The organism is Chitinophaga oryziterrae (assembly GCF_009758125.1).
In the GTDB taxonomy this organism is placed as follows: Bacteria; Bacteroidota; Bacteroidia; order Chitinophagales; family Chitinophagaceae; genus Chitinophaga; species Chitinophaga oryziterrae.
Genome location: NZ_WRXO01000003.1, coordinates 445,114 through 463,421, shown reverse-complemented (window position 1 = coordinate 463,421; position 18,308 = coordinate 445,114). Strand labels below are relative to the sequence as shown.

19 protein-coding genes and 1 pseudogene are annotated in these 18,308 nt (G+C 38.6%); 11 read left to right on the top strand and 9 right to left on the bottom strand.

The features are described 5' to 3' along the window. Positions 1-351 precede the first annotated feature (351 nt). On the top strand, positions 352-1,356 hold the full coding sequence (locus GO495_RS13720) for an aldo/keto reductase (RefSeq protein WP_157300273.1): 1,005 nt from the start codon (positions 352-354) through the stop codon (positions 1,354-1,356). Positions 1,357-1,466: 110 nt separating this feature from the next. Then, complete coding sequence (locus GO495_RS13715; protein WP_338075413.1) at positions 1,467-2,252, top strand: helix-turn-helix domain-containing protein; 786 nt, start codon at positions 1,467-1,469, stop codon at positions 2,250-2,252. A 229-nt stretch (positions 2,253-2,481) separates the two neighbouring features. Here the strand turns inward: GO495_RS13715 and GO495_RS13710 are convergent, their stop codons facing one another. The 3 genes from GO495_RS13710 to GO495_RS13700 all read right to left on the bottom strand — a co-directional run bounded on the left by GO495_RS13710 (position 2,482) and on the right by GO495_RS13700 (position 6,280). Beyond that, positions 2,482-3,288 (bottom strand): helix-turn-helix domain-containing protein, encoded by an 807-nt coding sequence (locus tag GO495_RS13710; protein ID WP_157300271.1) that lies wholly within the window; start codon positions 3,286-3,288, stop codon positions 2,482-2,484. A 13-nt stretch (positions 3,289-3,301) separates the two neighbouring features. After that, complete coding sequence (locus GO495_RS13705) at positions 3,302-4,204, bottom strand: SDR family NAD(P)-dependent oxidoreductase (protein ID WP_157300270.1); 903 nt, start codon at positions 4,202-4,204, stop codon at positions 3,302-3,304. Positions 4,205-4,645: 441 nt separating this feature from the next. Beyond that, positions 4,646-6,280 (bottom strand): Kelch repeat-containing protein, encoded by a 1,635-nt coding sequence (locus GO495_RS13700; RefSeq protein WP_157300269.1) that lies wholly within the window; start codon positions 6,278-6,280, stop codon positions 4,646-4,648. Between the two features lie 338 nt (positions 6,281-6,618). Between GO495_RS13700 and GO495_RS13695 the strand changes: the two are divergent. Next, a pseudogene (locus tag GO495_RS13695) lies at positions 6,619-6,846 on the top strand (helix-turn-helix domain-containing protein); the annotation flags it as partial. A gap of 2 nt (positions 6,847-6,848) precedes the next feature. On the opposite strand, the gene GO495_RS13690 reads toward GO495_RS13695, so the two are convergent. Then, the gene (locus GO495_RS13690; protein WP_205691258.1) at positions 6,849-7,181 is read right to left on the bottom strand and encodes a winged helix-turn-helix transcriptional regulator; all 333 of its coding nucleotides are present in this window, start codon (positions 7,179-7,181) and stop codon (positions 6,849-6,851) included. Positions 7,182-7,266: 85 nt separating this feature from the next. On the opposite strand from GO495_RS13690, the gene GO495_RS13685 reads away from it, so the two are divergent. Then, positions 7,267-7,875, top strand: a complete 609-nt coding sequence (locus GO495_RS13685) for a fibrobacter succinogenes major paralogous domain-containing protein (protein WP_157300268.1) — start codon at positions 7,267-7,269, stop codon at positions 7,873-7,875. Positions 7,876-8,179: 304 nt separating this feature from the next. Here GO495_RS13685 and GO495_RS13680 read toward each other — a convergent pair whose 3' ends face one another. Beyond that, on the bottom strand, positions 8,180-8,560 hold the full coding sequence (locus GO495_RS13680; protein ID WP_157300267.1) for a winged helix-turn-helix transcriptional regulator: 381 nt from the start codon (positions 8,558-8,560) through the stop codon (positions 8,180-8,182). Positions 8,561-8,665: 105 nt separating this feature from the next. Between GO495_RS13680 and GO495_RS13675 the strand changes: the two genes are divergently transcribed. From GO495_RS13675 to GO495_RS13660, 4 genes are all read left to right on the top strand, one after another. Continuing rightward, positions 8,666-9,499, top strand: coding sequence for an enoyl-CoA hydratase/isomerase family protein (locus GO495_RS13675; RefSeq protein ID WP_157300266.1), 834 nt, complete (start codon positions 8,666-8,668; stop codon positions 9,497-9,499). Positions 9,500-9,893: 394 nt separating this feature from the next. Continuing rightward, on the top strand, positions 9,894-10,187 hold the full coding sequence (locus tag GO495_RS32680; RefSeq protein WP_157300265.1) for an antibiotic biosynthesis monooxygenase: 294 nt from the start codon (positions 9,894-9,896) through the stop codon (positions 10,185-10,187). A 692-nt stretch (positions 10,188-10,879) separates the two neighbouring features. Next, a complete protein-coding gene (locus tag GO495_RS13665) occupies positions 10,880-11,557 on the top strand; it encodes a hypothetical protein (RefSeq protein ID WP_157300264.1) in 678 nt (225 codons plus the stop codon). Positions 11,558-11,638: 81 nt separating this feature from the next. Next, a complete protein-coding gene (locus GO495_RS13660; protein ID WP_170302678.1) occupies positions 11,639-12,055 on the top strand; it encodes a hypothetical protein in 417 nt (138 codons plus the stop codon). A 1,552-nt stretch (positions 12,056-13,607) separates the two neighbouring features. On the opposite strand, the gene GO495_RS13650 is transcribed toward GO495_RS13660, so the two are convergent. After that, the gene (locus tag GO495_RS13650) at positions 13,608-13,874 is read right to left on the bottom strand and encodes a winged helix-turn-helix transcriptional regulator (RefSeq protein WP_240915235.1); all 267 of its coding nucleotides are present in this window, start codon (positions 13,872-13,874) and stop codon (positions 13,608-13,610) included. A 183-nt stretch (positions 13,875-14,057) separates the two neighbouring features. Here GO495_RS13650 and GO495_RS13645 point away from each other — a divergent pair, with 183 nt between their 5' ends. Next, positions 14,058-14,396, top strand: a complete 339-nt coding sequence (locus GO495_RS13645; RefSeq protein ID WP_157300261.1) for an EthD domain-containing protein — start codon at positions 14,058-14,060, stop codon at positions 14,394-14,396. Between the two features lie 122 nt (positions 14,397-14,518). Here the strand turns inward: GO495_RS13645 and GO495_RS13640 are convergent, their stop codons facing one another. Then, positions 14,519-14,833: a hypothetical protein gene (locus GO495_RS13640; protein ID WP_157300260.1), complete on the bottom strand. Its 315-nt coding sequence runs from the start codon at positions 14,831-14,833 to the stop codon at positions 14,519-14,521. A gap of 746 nt (positions 14,834-15,579) precedes the next feature. Here GO495_RS13640 and GO495_RS13635 point away from each other — a divergent pair. Continuing rightward, complete coding sequence (locus GO495_RS13635; protein WP_205691257.1) at positions 15,580-16,464, top strand: alpha/beta hydrolase family protein; 885 nt, start codon at positions 15,580-15,582, stop codon at positions 16,462-16,464. 30 nt (positions 16,465-16,494) lie between these two features. Here GO495_RS13635 and GO495_RS13630 read toward each other — a convergent pair whose 3' ends face one another. After that, entirely contained in the window at positions 16,495-16,800 is a 306-nt protein-coding gene (locus GO495_RS13630) for an Arm DNA-binding domain-containing protein (RefSeq protein WP_157300259.1), read from the bottom strand. 164 nt (positions 16,801-16,964) lie between these two features. Beyond that, entirely contained in the window at positions 16,965-17,444 is a 480-nt protein-coding gene (locus GO495_RS13625) for a carbonic anhydrase (protein WP_338075427.1), read from the bottom strand. Positions 17,445-17,696: 252 nt separating this feature from the next. Here GO495_RS13625 and GO495_RS13620 point away from each other — a divergent pair, with 252 nt between their 5' ends. Continuing rightward, the gene (locus tag GO495_RS13620) at positions 17,697-18,308 is read left to right on the top strand and encodes a hypothetical protein (RefSeq protein ID WP_157300258.1); all 612 of its coding nucleotides are present in this window, start codon (positions 17,697-17,699) and stop codon (positions 18,306-18,308) included.

The following is an 18,308-nucleotide window of genomic DNA, read 5'->3' as shown; positions in this document are numbered from 1 at the left end:
ATGAAGAAGCCCAAAGTATTTCCTCCGGTAAAATCATAAAATTTGACGGTAATATAACTACAAAGCCTCCAAATCTTTCGACTTGAAGACTTAAAGCTTGCGGAGAGAAGGTGGTCGTTCTTTTTTCATCCAGCTCAATTTGCTTTAGAAAGGCATACCGCTCACGTTTATCAATATTATCTCTAACCCAATTTTACCCTCAGGATATTGAGATAACTCTATTTCATAGTAAGTCAGATCCTCCCGTAAGTCAAAACGTTTATAGACGTTTAAAAAATCATTCCTTGATTTGCTTACAAGCTTCAGGGGTTTGCATACATGCGCGCGATTTGGCTTACCGACCTTTGGACCATGGAAATAAAACAAATAGCATTGGGCAGCCAGGGTTTGGTTGTACCGGTAATCGGCCTGGGCTGTATGGGCATGACAGGTTTTGAAGAAGCGCATATGTATGGTCCTGCAGATGAGCAGGAAGCCATCGCGACGATCCAACGTTCGCTTGAGTTAGGTGGTAATTTTTTAGATACCGCCGATCTGTACGGACCACTGAAGAATGAGCAGTTGATCGCTAAAGCGATCAGTGGTAAACGTGATCAGTATATTTTGGCGAGCAAGTTTGGCTGGGAGATCGATGATAACAATAAGGTAACCTGGGCCATCAATGGTAAGAAAGATTATGTAAAGAAATCTTTGGAGCGTTCGCTCAAAAATCTGAATACGGATTACATCGATCTGTATTACCTGCACCGCCTGGATAAAAATACGCCGATCGAGGAAACGGTTGAGGCGATGGCTGAACTGGTTCAAGAAGGTAAAGTGGGGTATATCGGATTGTCGGAAGTTTCGTCCGAAACGGTTAAGCGGGCGCATGCCGTGCACCCGATCACTGCCGTACAAAGCGAGTACTCTTTGTTCGAGCGGACGGTGGAAGAACGTGGGGTTTTGGCAACCTTAAAGGAACTGGGTATTGGTTTTGTAGCTTACTCACCGCTGGGCCGTGGATTCTTATCCGGACAGATCAAAAGCATCGATGACCTGCCTGAGAATGATTTCCGCAGGGCAATCCCGCGTTTCCAGGGCGTACAGTTCAACAAGAATATTGAATTGGTGAAAGCTATCGAAGTAATGGCTGAAGCCAGGCACGTCACTTCTTCGCAACTGGCTTTGGCCTGGATCATGAGCAAAGGCATCCTGCCGATCCCGGGAACGAAACGCCGGAAGTACCTGGAGCAAAACATTGCAGCAACAACTATTGTATTAACTCAGGCGGATCTATCACAACTGGAAAGCATCGTGCCTTTAGGCACGGATACCGGCGCACCTTATGATGAGTTCAGTATGGGCTTAATTGATTAATTTTGTTTATGAACGCTATTAACTCCATATCGGAATTTCACCGTTTGCTGTCTTTAACGGAACCTCGCCACCCGCTGGTGAGCGTGATCAATCTGGCGGAAAGTGTTTTTTTGGAAGACGAGATCTGGAAAGGTTTCGTTAACCGCTTTTATTGCGTGGCGCTCAAACGCGAAGCCAAAGGCAAGATCAGGTACGGACAGCAGCATTATGATTACGATAAAGGAGTATTGAGTTTTACCGCGCCTAACCAGGTGCAACAACTGGACCTGCAAAATATGGAATGCGGGTCCGGTTATCTCCTGATCTTTCACCCGGACTTCCTCTTACAGCATACTCTGGCAAACAGCATTCATCACTACAGTTTTTTCGATTACGCGGTTAACGAAGCGCTGCACCTGTCGGTCGAGGAAGAAGATGACCTGATCACGATCCTCCATAAAATTGATAAGGAGTGCCAGCATATCGATAAGCATACCCAGGAGATCATTCTGACGCAGATCGAGAGCCTGCTAAAATACTCCAACCGTTTTTATGAGCGGCAGTTTTTGACCCGCAAGAATAATAATTCAGCGCTGCTGACCAGGTTCGAGCAGTTGATCGATGACTACTTTAACAGCGACGTACAGGGTTTGCTCACGGTACAATATATTGCTGCGCAGATGAACCTGTCGCCGAACTACCTGAGTGACCTGCTTCGGGTTCATACCGGGCAGAACACACAGCAGCATATTCATGAAAAACTGATCGCGAAAGCCAAAGAAAAACTTACCACGACCAGTCTTTCGGTCAGCGAGATCGCCTATGCCCTGGGCTTTGAGCACGCGCAATCCTTTAGCACGCTTTTCAAAAAGAAGACGAATTTATCGCCGCTGGAATTTCGTCAGGCTTTTAACTGATTACCAGGGACAAACTGTGTCCGGGAAATATTCTTCGCTGAAATATTTACCGGTAGGGTCGATCAGCGCGTGACTTTGAACCTATATGTATGAAAGGGAAACATTGGGTGAAGATTTGATCAAAATTGACACTTTTTTATACAAGTTATGGTGATTTCAAAAAGTGAACGTCATGACAAACGGGATTATCAAAAAGAATCCTGGCTAGAAAGAAATAATTAGTATAGCATTAAATATAACTGCCATTCTTTTTTTGACTGACTAGTTCGGTCGGGCTCAGCCCGAATAATTTTCTGAAAGCAAATGAAAAATGTGATAAGGTCTCGAAACCCATATCAAGAAATATTTCAGAGGGCTTTTGGTTTTTCTTTTCAATTAAAAAACGGGCTTCCTCTAAGCGTTTTCGCACGAGCCATCGGCTGGGTGTTTCGTTGAATGTTTGCTTAAAATCTCTTTTGAACGCAGATAAACTTCGCCCGGTTAGAAATGCCAGTTGGTCAACACTTACATTGAATTTATAATTCTGTACCATAAACTCTTCTATGTTGATTTTTGCAGGAATGCCGTAGTCGAAAAAAAGGCCTGCCAGTTCTGGTTGTGACTGAAGCAGCATTATCAATAGTTCTTCCCGTTTTACGTCAGCAAAAGGCTCGCTTATTTGCCCTGAATTGTAATAGGGTTCCAGCGATCTGATGTAATGCTGCAATAGATCGTTAGGGGTGATACGAATGAATGTCTCAGGGGATTTGAAATTCGTTATTGTTGTTTTGTGCCGCTCCTGAAATTTCCTGAGAAAAGTAACATCAAGCGCGAAGATCGTTTTATTCAGTTCATCATTCTCTTTCATCTTATAATAGCGGCCCAGCCGGTTCTTACGGGCGATGCAACATTGTCCGGGTTGTAGCTCTACATATTTATTGCCGTCATAAAGTATTACTAAGCCTTTAGCAACGTGTACAAAATAATGTTCAGGAATGAAATGTTCAGTTGAAATTTCATCTACCACATAACGAAAGCCTGATGTTTCTTTTCTCATTGCAAATATATTATTATACTTTCTGTAATAATGCCCTTGTCTCTGCAATAACACGCTCCTGGAATGCAGGATCACGGGATAAGGCAGAGCCGAGCATCGGCTCACCTTTTTCATCAAAATAGATACCCGTTTTACCTGATTTATCAGTCAGCACCTTTGCAATTACTTTTGCTGACTTTTCAGGTGTACTGCTGTATTTTGAGAAAGGAGGAATTATGGACATAAGATACCCAAACAGGAAATGTACGAAAGCATTTACATTTTCAGCACCCAAACCCGTACCCCGGGTTATTCCAGGTTCTATAGCATTAACATGTAACCGCGGGTTTTCCCGCGCTAAAGCCATAGTTGAAGCCAGCACACACAGTTTTGACGTGGCATATGCGTCTATTCCTGCCATTTTAGAACCGCCGGCTTGCCACTCCCCACGGGCACTTGCTTCTGCAGAGAGGTAACGGGCACCTTTCATTCCCATAATTTTAGCTGGTTTACGTTCAGGATCTTCTAAGGCAGAAGCAATAAAAGCTACATTCGCTCCGTCCGGAAGATGAGATACGAGTGCTTCGGTCAACGCGAATGCACCCAGGTGGTTTGTGGCGAATGTCATATCCCATCCCTGCGCATTCTTTTTTACTTTGGTCTGCATAATACCAGCATTGTTGAGTAGTCCTCCAATCGGGAGTTGGAGTTCGATGATTTGCTGTGCAGCTTGCCTGACACTTTTAATATCTGAAATGTCACATATTATTGGTATTGCCTTTTGTCCAATCCCTTCAATATCTTTTTTTACCTGATTCAGTTTATCCTGGTTTCTGCCAACCATAATTACAGTACCATATTTTGCCAATTCTAATGCTGTGGCATACCCGATACCCGAAGTTGGTCCGGTAATAATGAAAGCGTTTTTGTGTTCCATTTTCAAAAAGTTTATGCTGCAAGATCGTCCATAAACTTCCGATATACTGTCCTGAAAAGTCCAAATTTAATGTCTTGAAAGGTCCATTTTACCCGTACGAAACTATCTTAATTCCGCTATGACCATATCCCGAAAATTCTCTATGGTGTGCGCTTTCTGAATGGTAACACAAAAGCAACGATACAAATGATCTTTTCTAAAGGAATATTTTATGATTTGGAAATGAGGGAAAAAGCCTTCAAATCTTTCGACTTGAAGGCTTAAAGCCTGCGGGTCCTGTTGGACTGTTATCGAACTTATTAATTGAAGATTTGATTAAAATTGACGTGTTTTATACAAATCATCCTTTGTTTTCTGGTTCAAGCCAGTTCTAAATTATTTCCTCCGACCATGACTGGCACTTTGTACTCTTTTTTCATTATTTCATTAATCTGTCCTCAATTACTCCGGTACATACTCTATTACAGCTCTAGTCAATGTATTGTCTCCATTCCACGTGAGCGCATTATATACGATAAATCCGTTGGCTGTCGCAAAAATTGGAGTATTCCTGTTCAATCCGGATACAAACTCGTACGTACTGGCACTTGCCAATTGCGTAAACTGCTGGTTTGCATCCATTTTCCAGAACTCCGGGATAACACCAAATCTACCTCCGGACGGACCGGTACTGGATTTATATTGATACCCCCCGAAGAAAAACGTGGTATTATTTTTACGGATAACAGATACTCCTGTTCTAGGTGGTAATGAACGTGTAACATTAGGTTTGGACCAGGTATTGTTAATGAAATCGAGCGCAAAGTTTTCACCTGATTGATGGCTGGTATTATCACCACCGAATAAATATAACTTATTATCATACGCATAGGCGGTCATACTTTGTATCGAATTATTATTTGTTAACTGCGGGAGTTTCCCCCAGGTAAGCGTAGCCGGATCAAACGTTACCCAATATTGCGTATACCAATACTCGTAGGGATTTGGTGATCCCATTAACCTTACACCGCCACCCATGTAAATCTTATTATTGTAAACCGCCATGGTCATCCTCAGGCGACCAATTGGAGTTCCAACAACAGCGTCAGTCATGTTGCTGATACTTTGCCAGCTATCCGATACAGCATCATATTCCCATACCTTGTCGTTAGGTGTAGAGCCGTCTGTTACACCTCCAAACAAGTATGCTTTATTATTAACGGTGACGGCCATACCACTGTGGAGTGTTGTAGGAAACGGATTCTTCTTTTTCCATTCGTAAGTGGTCAGATCTATTTCCCAAACAGTATTAATTGGTTGCATTTCCGACAGGTATTTATGTCCCCCTATAATATATCCTTTATTGCCCAATGTAAAATAAGCGGCATTGTCAGCGAGAAAACCGTCATGCGATGAAATCCGCCTCCAATAACCGGACAATACAGGAATATCAGGAACAATACTTTGGCTATATGAGCCTTTTTTGATCGTGATAGCTGTGCCCGGACTATAGTCGATCGGCACAAGAAACGTAATACTTCCGGACGCATCAACAACAACATTTATGCTGTCTACTTTTTTATTACCTACATACACTTCAAAACCGTTTGTCTGATCAGTTGGTATAGGTTCTGTCAAATAGATCTTTAATATTGTATTCCTGGAAATAACCGAATCTTTGAGCGGCGCTATTTGAAAGCTGGGAGGAATTACCTGTTTCGACTGGCTGTACCAGGTTTCTTTTGCCGTCATTATAAACAATCGGAATGTATAATTTTTCCAACGCGACAAATCCTTAATAGTATAACTTACATTAACAGAGTCATGGACATTCTCAAGGACAATTTTCCCTGAACTGTACACTGTAGGGATGGAATCTGCACTATATACGATGCCGCAAATAGGGCTCTCTAACCAGGCTGGCAGAATGAGTTTACCTTCGATATGAACGGCATCATTATTTTCCACATCTGCAGAAATCAATGTAAGATTTGGATTAATGATGGGAGGTAATGGTGTATCCTTAACTTTCTCTTTCTTACAACAAACCAGTAAACTAAGGCATAAAACGCCTAGAACATAGCAATACAACTTCATAGGTAAATGATAAAAGTTGCGTAAATGTAGCTAATTATTTCTTTGCGCCGATCTCCGCTTACAGTATTCAGCTCCTTGTTGTGATATCTGCGTCATTAAAAATTTGCTGCCAAAAGAAAAATATGTATCATCAGGATAGATTTTTAACCCATTTTACCACTACCTCTTAAGGCTTGTTAAGTTTCCAGGAATGCAACTTGATCTCTAAATAAATTTCATTTTCAAGCTAATTACCAACCTGTAGACCCATACACCCGAAAATGAAAAAAAGACAAACCATCTTTCGATAATTTGTCCTTTCCAGCTTGCGGAGAGAAGGGGACAACTTGCTCTTTTAGATAAGTACGGATTTAAATAATAGTGTAGGCTCATTGACAGGACAAAGCACACAACAATACCTACACAACAAGTTGATTGAAAAAGCGAAAGAAAAACTGTCTGCGACAAATTTATCAATCAGCGAAATTGCTTATGAATCAGGTTTTGAACATCCACAATCTTTCAGCAAATTGTTTAAAAGTAAAAGTGGCATGAGTCCGTTGGCGTTTAGAGTGGGTTTTAATTGATATTATTTCTCTCTAATTTTCTCTCTGTGATTTTTACCCCATAAAATCATTTCTTTAATGACAGGCAATAGAGAAAGCGTGTAGTCAGACACTTTATACTCAACTGCAAGTGGCGAGTGATAAACCGTTCTGATTACTAACTTGTTCTCTTCAAGGTGTTTCAATTCTTTTGATAGAACCCTCGTTGTAATTAAAGGCACACTTCGTTGTATATCGCGAAAGCGATAATTTCCACTATGTATTGCTCTCAATATTGGGAGTTTCCATTTACCGCCCACGACAAACAATGTATCCTGCAAATACTTCATTGCCTGTTCTTCTGTCATTCCTTTCATAATTAAACCGTTTGGTATCCTTTAGGATATTGGTATCAAAAGTACACCGGTTTTATAAATACATTTGCATTCAACAATCAAAATAATGGACAAGGACACAGAAATAATTACTGATATTGACGGTAATGTTTATCATACAATATCAATTGGAACACAAGTATGGATGGTAGAAAACTTAAAAACCACAAAATACAATGATGGTACTGAAATCCCATTTATATCAGATACTGCTGACGCTTGGTATGAGCTAAATTCACCAGGATATTGCTGGTACGATGATAAGGAGACTAATAAGGAAACTACAGGTGCTTTGTATAATTGGCATGCCTTAAATACTGGTAAACTTTGTCCAAAAGGCTGGCACATACCAACGGATAAAGAATGGTCGATATTGGCAGAATTTCTTGGTGGCGAAATTGTAGCAGGCGGAAAAATGAAAGCAACAGGTACGGAATTTTGGTCAAGCCCAAACGTTGGTGCAACAAATTTAAGTGGATTTACAGCTTTATACAGCAGTTTTCGTGGTAAAAGCGGATTTATTCCTTTAAATAATGGCACTTTATTATTTTGGAGTAGTACAGCGTACGACGATGTGGATGCCTGGGCTTGGTATTTGCGATTCGACAGCGAAGCTTTAGGTAGAAACCATGGTGGAAAGTATCACGGCTTTTCCGTACGATGCTTAAAAGATTAGTTAACAGTAAAGCACAAAAATGCTTTGCAAGCAGGATTAAATAACTACGAAACAGCATTGAAAGAATACGTTAGAAGCAATCAGAAGATATGATTTATGTACACATTATTTAATGGTGCTCGAATCTATATGTAACTACAACACAAAAAGCACTGAAAATCAGTGCTTTTTGTGTTATGCGGGGCCAGATGGACAGTTATCGAACTTATTAATTGAAGATTTAATTAAAATCGACATCTTTTATACAAATTATGGGGTATTCAAAAAGTGAATGCCATGCAAACATTCCAATGAGGAAAACTTGTTAAACCTGATGTGTTTTAGAACTGATCACTTTTCGATGTTGTTTCCCCCAGTTTATCAAACTTTCCATAATTGGATACAAAGACTCACAATAATCTGTAAGCCTATACTCTATGTTTTTTGGGAAATCGGGATCTTCAATTCTTATTATCAGGTTATTAAGTTGCATTAATTGCAGCTCTTTTGACAGCATGGCAAAGGTAATTCCAGGGATACTTTGGGCAATCTCCCGATATCGATGAAGACCATTATATAACGCTAAGACGACAGGCATACGCCATTTGCCACTCAAAACATATAAGGCATCTTGCCCATACTTTATTTCCTGCTCATTCTTTATCGTACAAATGTACTGTCTCCCCTTATTTTCTTCCTTTGTCATGTGCTATGGTTTACTATAGCATTTTTAAGATTAGTCAATACAGCTATTACTTTTGCTAAGTATAGTAGTAAAATTAGAGATTAATTCTTAAAACTTTTTAGTAAAATGACAGCAACTAAACATAACAATTTATTGCATCTCAACATCGAAAACGGGGTGGCTAATATCACCTTAGATAATGCACCTGTTAACGTACTCAGCGCCTCTTTGATAAAAGCATTACGGCATCTACTTGATGAGTTATCCAATAACAACGATATTAAAGTGATTGTGTTTGATAGTGCGAATCCTGATTTTTTTATCTCCCATGTGGATATAAATATTCTTGAAGAACAGAATATATTAGACGAATTAATAAAGGCCGCACCGGATGGGTTAAACATATTTCAGGCCGTTGGCGAAATGCTCAGAGAACAACCTCAACTGACAATCGTAAAATTGAAGGGCATTGCCCGTGGCGGTGGAGCTGAATTTATTGCAGCAGCTGATATGTGCTTCGCCTCTTTAGAAAAAGGGAAGCTGGCACAGTGTGAAGCGCTGATGGGTATTATACCGGGAGGCGGAGCTACACAATACCTATCGTCAAAAATGACACGTGGTCGTGCGTTGGAAATTATATTAGGAGCTGATTTATTCGACGCTGCTACTGCAGAGCAATATGGCTGGATCAATCGCGCTTTACCGGATACTGAAATAGATATATTCGTAGACCAGCTGGCACACCACATTGCCGACTTACCGGAAGGTGTAATAAAAACGACAAAAAAAGTTTTACCACCGGTAAGAAATGCAGAAGGTTTTAAATCGGAAAATGATGGTTGGGCAACGTTGGCATTTTCTCCCGGAACAGCGGAGATTATGAAAAAAGCTATGGAAAATGGCGCACAAACTGTAGTCGGTGAATTAAAACTGGAAGAACTACTCAGAAGTTTGATGTAGTTCACCTACATTTCTTTTCATTAATAACATGGAAAGAGGAGTAACTAATTTACGCAGATCTTTAAAAATAATGCAGAAACTATATTACGAATATTAAAACCAATGCATTCCCAATGAAAGTGAACAATACCAGTTGCGAGGCTATCTAATAAAAATGAAATAAACGAAAATGAGCCTACGTTTTAGTAGCTATTAGTATACTCAATTTAACAAAGCATATTCTTAGTTTCAACCAAGTGGATTCGAACGTAATGTAGGTTGATAATCAATAAGGTACAGGATTAATTTAAATTAAAAAAGCTTCAAGTCATTGAACTTGAAGCTTTTCAGCATCATTTAGTATCTTGTATCTTCCTTAATTACCAAACTGCGGATAGCAATATAATTTAATATTATGATATTGGAAGTAGCGATTTTGTATATAAAGCCGGGACTATACTCGGAATTTGAAACAGATTTTAAGAAAGCAGGACAATATATCAGATCAATACCTGGTTATCGTCATCACAGTTTGCAAAAATGTTTAGAAAACGTCGACAAATATATTCTGTTAGTCGAATGGGATAAATTAGAAGACCACACAGTAGGTTTTAGACAATCCGATGTCTATCTGCATTGGAAGGAACTATTGCATCATTATTATGATCCATTCCCAGTTGTAGAGCATTTCAAGGAAATTGAATTATAAATTTATTTTCCGTAACTGGCATTAAAATTAGCTAAAAGGCTGGGATCAAATCTTGCGGCTATAGGCAACCGCTTTCCCTGCATAAGAATCTATGTGTTTTTTGAATGGTATTTCTCAGCCGACCGAGTAAAAATGTTGCATACTCGTAAAATTTGACTTCTCATAGAATTAGATTATAGATGCATGGCTTTATCGCCGATTATTGAAGTAATTCTGAAGCTTGTTTGCCGCAATATTGTAAAATAAAAAAGGGATTCGAACCAACAACAGTTGAATAATAAGTAGTTACAATTGCTGCAATAATTCTGAAATGACAAAACCCACTGTTAGTCAGCGGGTTGTGCTTAGCATTGATAGTACAAATCGTTATTTCTAACCTCATAGTAGATCAAAAAGTTAAAAATTATTCGGCTCAATTCTTCCCATTTCGGCATCATGCGGGGCAAGGGACAGTTTTCGATCCTTTTTGCGAATGATTTGAGCCACATAATGCAGTTTATTGCCGGGTTTTGTCTGAAAATGCTGAAATTGTAATTTCAAATTAACTATCTTATACAAATGAAGTTGAAATCTGTTTGATATTGAGCTGGATGGATATTTCCAATCGGGAACAAACTAAATGAAGCCCCGTTTCCGAGCTGTCGGGGCACAAATTGGTGAAAGCAAGAATAATTTAATACGCTCTGCAATTTATGATAGCCTACAAACTAAAAAAGTATATTTGGACGGATGCAGACTTTGGACAAATGGGTTGGCACGACTGCAAAATTTATCAATTTCGATTGACAGAAAACTTGGATTTGGATATAGACTATATTCTTTCATGGAATAAACCCGAGCTTGAAGGACTTCCATTTACTTTTTGGATAGCACCAGCTACATTGATATTCAAATCAATCCGAAACCTGACTTTTGACTTTTGCAGCAGTTTTCAGGAAGACTTTGAAATTGAAGACATTGAGAGAACCGACGTCGAAAATGGACATCGGTGGACAATCATTACAAGAAATGGTGAAATTCAATTTGATTCTAAAGGCTATGAGCAATACATAAGGCAGGAACCTTTTTTTCAATTTGAGCAGAACATTTCATTTATAGATCGTAATGGCTATTCTCTCGAAAGAACAACCAATCAAGAAAACCCAAATAGAATCCGGGAAGATGTTGTTCGACAACGTGAAAAAGATATAGAAGATTATCAAAATGCTAAAAAGCGACATCTCAAAAGACAGGAATTGCAACGGCTTATCACAGCCAGAGAAGAGAATCAAATAGACACCAAGCAATATCGTATAAGGAAAAAGGAAATTAATGAATTGCTATATTCATATGACTTTTTCCTAAAGGGGACGAAGTTTGAAAACTATTAGATGTAATTGCATATGACCTCGGATAGTCTCCAACAAGAAATACAAGAAGCAATTCCCGAATTGTTAAATATGGCGAGAGGGATGTCTTGGAACAAAATATCGAATAATTGTAAGTTCATTCTGACAGAAATCAAAGACAGTAATAGAAGTTTTAATGACCAAAGAATGTTGTTGAAAAAGGAAAATGATAAGAAAACGCCATTACTATTTCAGCAAGTCATACCGATCCTCCAAACCCTTTACAAAAATTTATATGACATTAACCTCTATATTTATAAGTCAAGTAAAGATTTGACAGTAATTGACATTCGTTACTATCAGAAATCATCACTTGACAAGGATTACAGACAAAAAGTTACAGACAGTCCACCAATGATTCATAGCAAAGTAGCAATACCTGCATGGCTATTAAATAAGAATGAAAAGTTTGATATTAACTGGGAGCGCAAACTTTGGCTGATAAGATGGAAGCTATTTTGTCTAAGACATAAACTCTAATGGTAAACGATTTTCTGCGACGCTTGCCCAGAAGTAAGCTTTCTCTGTATTAGGTTCACCGGGAATTCGAACCTCCTTAACATTTGGAAATAAGGTAGTTATATAAATCCTCGTAACATAATGAAAAAATGTTCAAACTAAAAAAGCCTTCAAGCTCTATGACTTGAAGGCTTTGCGATAAAATGCGGGCTGTAAGGGGCAAGTTTCGAACCTGTTTAAAGAAGATTTATATAGTATTTATATATTTATTAGTAAATAAAATCATTAGAAATGCTATTGACAATTGTATCGTTTCCGTCTGTTGCATTACCTCCTAAATTCTAAACGAGGGCAATTTTTACTCTTATTCAATAAAAGAGGACGAAATTCTTACATATTTACCCTTGTTTTCCAATTAAAGGCAAACTCACTTTCAGCTTGATATCCGCTGATATTTAGTAAAAAGCTTACTGCTGACTACGATTACATCTATACCTAGGAAATTGAGCAAGGCAAAACATTTACGCGTATAGACAAGGTTAATTAATTAAATGCTTCTGTATAGAGCAGGTCATACGCAGTGCTATAATAGAAGTCATCCGTTAGCTTATATTCTTCAAATACAAGCTAGCAAACAGGTAGCATTTCCAAAGCGAATTGTCGCGATTCTTCGTCTGCCATTATAGTATCAAACTCATTGCATACCACCTGAAAATCGTGTCAAACTTTGAAAATAGCGATGCATTTAATTTGTATTTTTACAAAGTACAGTATTGCAAATAATACAAAATTGGGATTGCGTTTGCCGGGGTGTTTGTGTAGTCCGTAAAAAACAGAAGCGATCAGTAAAACAATTATAATAATCTATGGAGGCTTTGAAATGTAATTTATATATACAAGGAAATCCAGGAGTAGGAAAATCATTTTTCAGAAGAACCTTGGAAGAACTTATCCATTTTGAGAGAAAGTCTTCTATGGACAAATTCAATGGTTATGACTGGATCATCCGAACAGAAAATATTCAAATAGAAGTTGAGATAAAGGAATATAGAAATTCTGAATTTACATTCATTCCTTTTGAATCGACGGAAGCAAAAAATATCATTTTTTATATCACAAATGAGTACGAACACAAACTAGATCTTTCTATTCCACAAAAAGATATTGAGCAATTGAAATCTTTATCCAATAAGGCATTAATTATTATCGCAACACCTTTACTTAGACCTTATGAATTGAATAGGAAATTTAATTTTAGTTATTTAAAAAAGATTATCCCATTTGTAGAATATTTTATACCAATTTATGATTTTCATTATCGTGAATACGAAAACTTTTTTCAGACAGGAAATATCTTGAGGCAAATAATAATAAACTCCTATCCGCATGCGCTTAAACACGCAAAAGAACTTATAAGGCTCAATTTAGAAACAGAGGGTCCAACACTGGATTTAGGTAATTGTGGATTGACTAGTTTAAATGAGGTAAAGGAATTATTTCAAAATTATGCTACCTGGTTGGAGTTCTTCAACAGTATTGTGATCGTGGCAACCTTTTCGTTAAAGGTTTTAACTCACACCGGAAGAGCTTTTTCCAGCACGGCCCTGTTGTTTTCACCCCATGCCTCCAAATTTAAAATGATAGGAAGTAAACTTTTCCCTAAATCTGTAAGTTCATATTCTACTTTAGGAACTTTGGTATCGAAAATGACTTTACTGACAAAACCGTGCAATACCAATTCATTCAGTTGATTAGCCAGAACACGCCTATCCGCGGTGCAAATTTTTCGTTGTAATTCCCCCGGTCTTTTAAGTCCTGTTGATATATAGTAAATCAACATGAGCTTCCATTTTCCGTTCAATAATTCTTTGAATAAATGAAGCCCGCAGTCTTTCCGAAGCGGAATTTTCTTCTCATATTTCATATTCGATATGTATAGTGCCTCAACCCTTATAGGGATTAATTTATGCGTACTTGCCCGAAGGCATAATTTGAAATAGTTTTGATGTAAATAAATAAAGATATGATTAAGTTTTCATTTTTAATTAGAAGAGTTCCTGAGATGAGCTTTGAACAATTTGTGGATTATCACAAAAATAAACATGCTCCTTTATTCGCTTCCATACCGGAGACGAAGCAATACGTACGCAGGTATGTTGTAAGTCATCCGGTAGAAGCACCGGGGTTTCCCGCACCTATATATGATGGTATGACAGATATATATTTTGATTCATTTGACGATTATCAACAATTCTTTTCGAGCGAAAACTTTTTGAACAAAGTAAATCCCGACCATATTAACTTTTTTGATATCGCCAATGTTGTAATAATGGTAACTAATGAGACAATAATTAAAGCCTAAAAAACGGAACTACAAATTGTTAAAGCAACGAATTCAAACGTTAAAGCCTCTAAGGAGGTCTTTAACGTTCTTTGTTTTCCAACCTGTTAGCTTAAAATATTACTTCGGCATACGGAGAAATTCTAAAATATGGATGACCGCACCCCTCCTCCGGTATAGACATGCCGATCAGTTATACCAGATTTGAATTCAGCACTATACCTGGAGAGTCCATTGATCAATAATCCAAATGAACATGTCTTATCTTCGATGCCGTTTTCGAGGTTGTCGAGCCTGAAATCATATAGTACATATCCTTTGGCAACCGTATCACGAAACCCATTTGTGATCAAGCTTTCCGTGAGGTTTGAGATATCTGGTTCAAAAAGATAGACGTTACTGTAGTTGGACAGTTTCTGGCCGATGTCTGCAAGTGTACCCGTAGCCATCTGTTTCAAAAGTCAATAAAAACAGCTTGAAAAAAAGATTTAACGAGGCCCTAGATCGCTATCAAACTTTTTCAGAGATTTTGGTGATTACAGGCTTACCCTTATCGATTAGAATTACTTATCTAAATATCAGCCTGTGATGTTGAAGTGCTGGATTTTGTATGTATTTTTTTCTATGCTATTTACTAAAGAGATGCCATACTGTGAACTATATGATCCTCGCAATGAATCTGTGAAGGCCATCGGAAGAAACTTTCCTCACCACATCTCCAATGTGCTTTTATGGCAAATCAGCTAAAGACTCAAACTATATTTATTCAAAGAAGGCAGGCTACATATATGAAAACACACATGTCCGTTTCGATGAACAATCTATAACCTTACCCCAAAAGTCAGCTCAATATGAAATTAAGAACAGGAATTATTCGTGTGTTAAAACCGCTGATCTCAAAATTCGTAAAATACTCCGTATTCAGAGAGGAGATTTCCCTATAACAGAAAAATGTGTTTATTACAATGCACTCAAAATAACGTATGAAATTGAAACTATAACTACCCCTTTTGCGATCCTTCAAGGAATAAAATCAGGTACCAGTATCAGGTGCATGATCTTTATACCGATTGACTGCATCTGGACGCCTGTAGCCAGTGTATTTGAAAATAAATCTGACGATATATTACGATCGAAATCAAGGGCAGTATTTTTATGAAATTCAGCGCTTAACTGAAATTGTTTTAATTTGCATCTGAAATATATGAAAATGATTGACTATTTCTTCGCTGGCTATACAAAAATTAATATTGACAGCATATCAAAAGAAACGAAATTACCTCTACATATTTTCTATCCCTCTGATATACCAGAAAAGTTAGAAAAATTAGGTCCTTTTCAATTGGACCTGGCCGTTGATGCGACACCCAAAAATGGCAATTATCCATTGGTCATTTTTTCACATGGAAGTGGATCGATGCCGCTTTTATTTCGGACCTTAGGTCAGTATCTTGCCAGAAATGGATTTATCATTGGAATGCTTGAACATCCAGGAAACAACCGAGTTGATAATAGTTTGGTGGACACCGTTGATAACTTAATTAGTCGTCCTACTGATTTACAAACAGCTATCGATTGGTTTTGGGAAACCTCTGAATTTAAATCTATCTTAATTTCTGAAACCGTTTCTCTCATAGGGCATTCCATGGGAGGTTATTCTGCGCTTGCCTTGGCGGGAGGTAAACCAACGCCGTTGCCACAGGAAGCTGCGGATGCCAGACCTTTGATTTTAGCTAAAGATCCACGTGTAAAAAGTATCATTTTGCTGGCACCTGCCACAGTTTGGTTTCGCGAAAAAGGTGCTTTAAGTGATATTGATATTCCTATTTTGATGTATACAGCAGTGCTTGACACTTTCACGCCGAAGATGCCTCATGCTTATATTGTGATGGAAGGTATTAATAATACCAAGCAGATCATATACAGGGAAGTTGAAAATGCCGGGCATTTCTCATTTATGAGTGTATATCCGAATGAACTAAAAAGTGCGGCACTGCCACCATCACAAGACCCGCCAGGATTTAACAGGCAAGATTTTTTAGATAGGTTAAATCCTGAAATAGCTGAATTTTTGTTAAAAGCGATTTAATTAGCTGCTGAATCTGAATAGCTGAAAAATTTATGGTTTATTTTTAGAGGATACCCTTTCAGTAGTAACTGTTATATCATTTGAAATTAGGTCGGTTTTGGCGTTTGCAATTTTATTGCTTAGTGATTCTAAGAAATTGTTAATACTTCTGGCATCCTCTTTAGTGCCAATTGCCCTTCCGGTTTCCTGGTTCCATCTTTCTATATCCCATTTTCTTTTTGTGGATGTTTCTTTTGGAATACCGTCTACTGTAACTCTGAAGTAGATAAACCTCATTTTTTTTGGTTTTTTGGGGACCTTCAAAAAGAAGGTTAATCCAAAGCTGCTTTCTAACATAATACAACATTCTAAGGTTAATAAATGTCGGATTATTGTGCTTTTGGATCAAGTCGTCAACGCTTCTTAAGATATTTTTTGAAGGAATAAACGCTTTGTTACGTTCTGTTCATTCACTTGGCGGGCCAAGAGGGATTCGAACCTCCATCAGCAATCCGTTAAGGCTATTTGGTTTTCTCAGGAAGATCTTGCATAGTTTCATCCAGGAATTCTACTTTCCCGGTATGAATATTATAAACAGCACCTACAATCAGGATTTCACCTTTTACATATTTTTTCTGTAAAATGGGGTCTAAATCCCTGAGTGCACTTACCTGGTCAATCACATTCTGTCTTACAGCGTTATTCACAGGATCTCCGGGCATGTTGGCACATTTGGCTACAGCTGGTTTAATTTCATTAATTAACGTAACAATATGGCCAGGTACGTCTTCCGGTCTCTGTACGGCCGCAGCCACAGCACCACAGTCGGTATGGCCTAAAACAACGATTAACCTGGTATACAATTTTAACACCGCATACTCCATGCTTCCATAAGACGCTGCAGATGATACTTGTCCCGCCGTTCTGATAATAAATAAATCCCCCAGCCCCTGGTCAAAGATCAATTCATTAGGAACTCTGGAATCGGAACAACTGACGATAGTTGCAAAAGGCTTCTGACCAAACCCTAATTTTTTAATCGTTTGTGCATCCTGCCTGGGACGGATAGATTTGTTCTCTACGAACCTTTTATTACATTGATGCGGTTAAATTTTTCACTGTTCTATTTTAATGTTAATACAAAATTGATGCTCTCGTTTACTTGGGGAATTGCCTGAATTCAGATCGCCGGATCTACCTTGCTATTATTCAGGAGGACCGCTGTTTTTGGGGTACTCCTTTTACTTCCCGTTATGGTGAACATTGTGCTGATCGATATCTTTTATTCAATCCCTGCCGGCGCACTCCTGAATGCCATCTTGTTTACCCTCGGTCTTTCTTATTTACTGCTACTTCAATGGAGTGCCCTGAAAGAATTTTTTATTCGGGTCCGGCCGGCTTTGCCGGCTATTCGTTTGGGCGGAATAAAGAATTTACTTCGCCTCGCTCTGGCTGTCTACGCATTTGGCTTTATCTACTACGTGACTACAACGAAAGCTCCCTCCGAACTGACCGGTAAGTGGAGGGTCGATCAATTGGTCAGGAATAACGATACGGCGAAAGTGAATGACTGGCTGAAGGATAGTCTATCCTGGAAAAATATCTACCTCGAAGATTACGGACGGGCAACGTTCAGTCCAAATCCATACGTGGTAGAATCAGCAAGAGCTATGGCGGGCAAATATATATACACAGAACAGCAACAAACCATCCGATTCGTATTGCACTCCCCGGCATCAGCAACAGACACATTGTATGCTGCTGTTACAATGCCGGCTGCAGGGCACATGCAATGGAAGATGGTCTGTGATAAAGATACGGTATCCCTCATGCTGACTAAAGTGCCGGAGAACCTGCACCGTTAG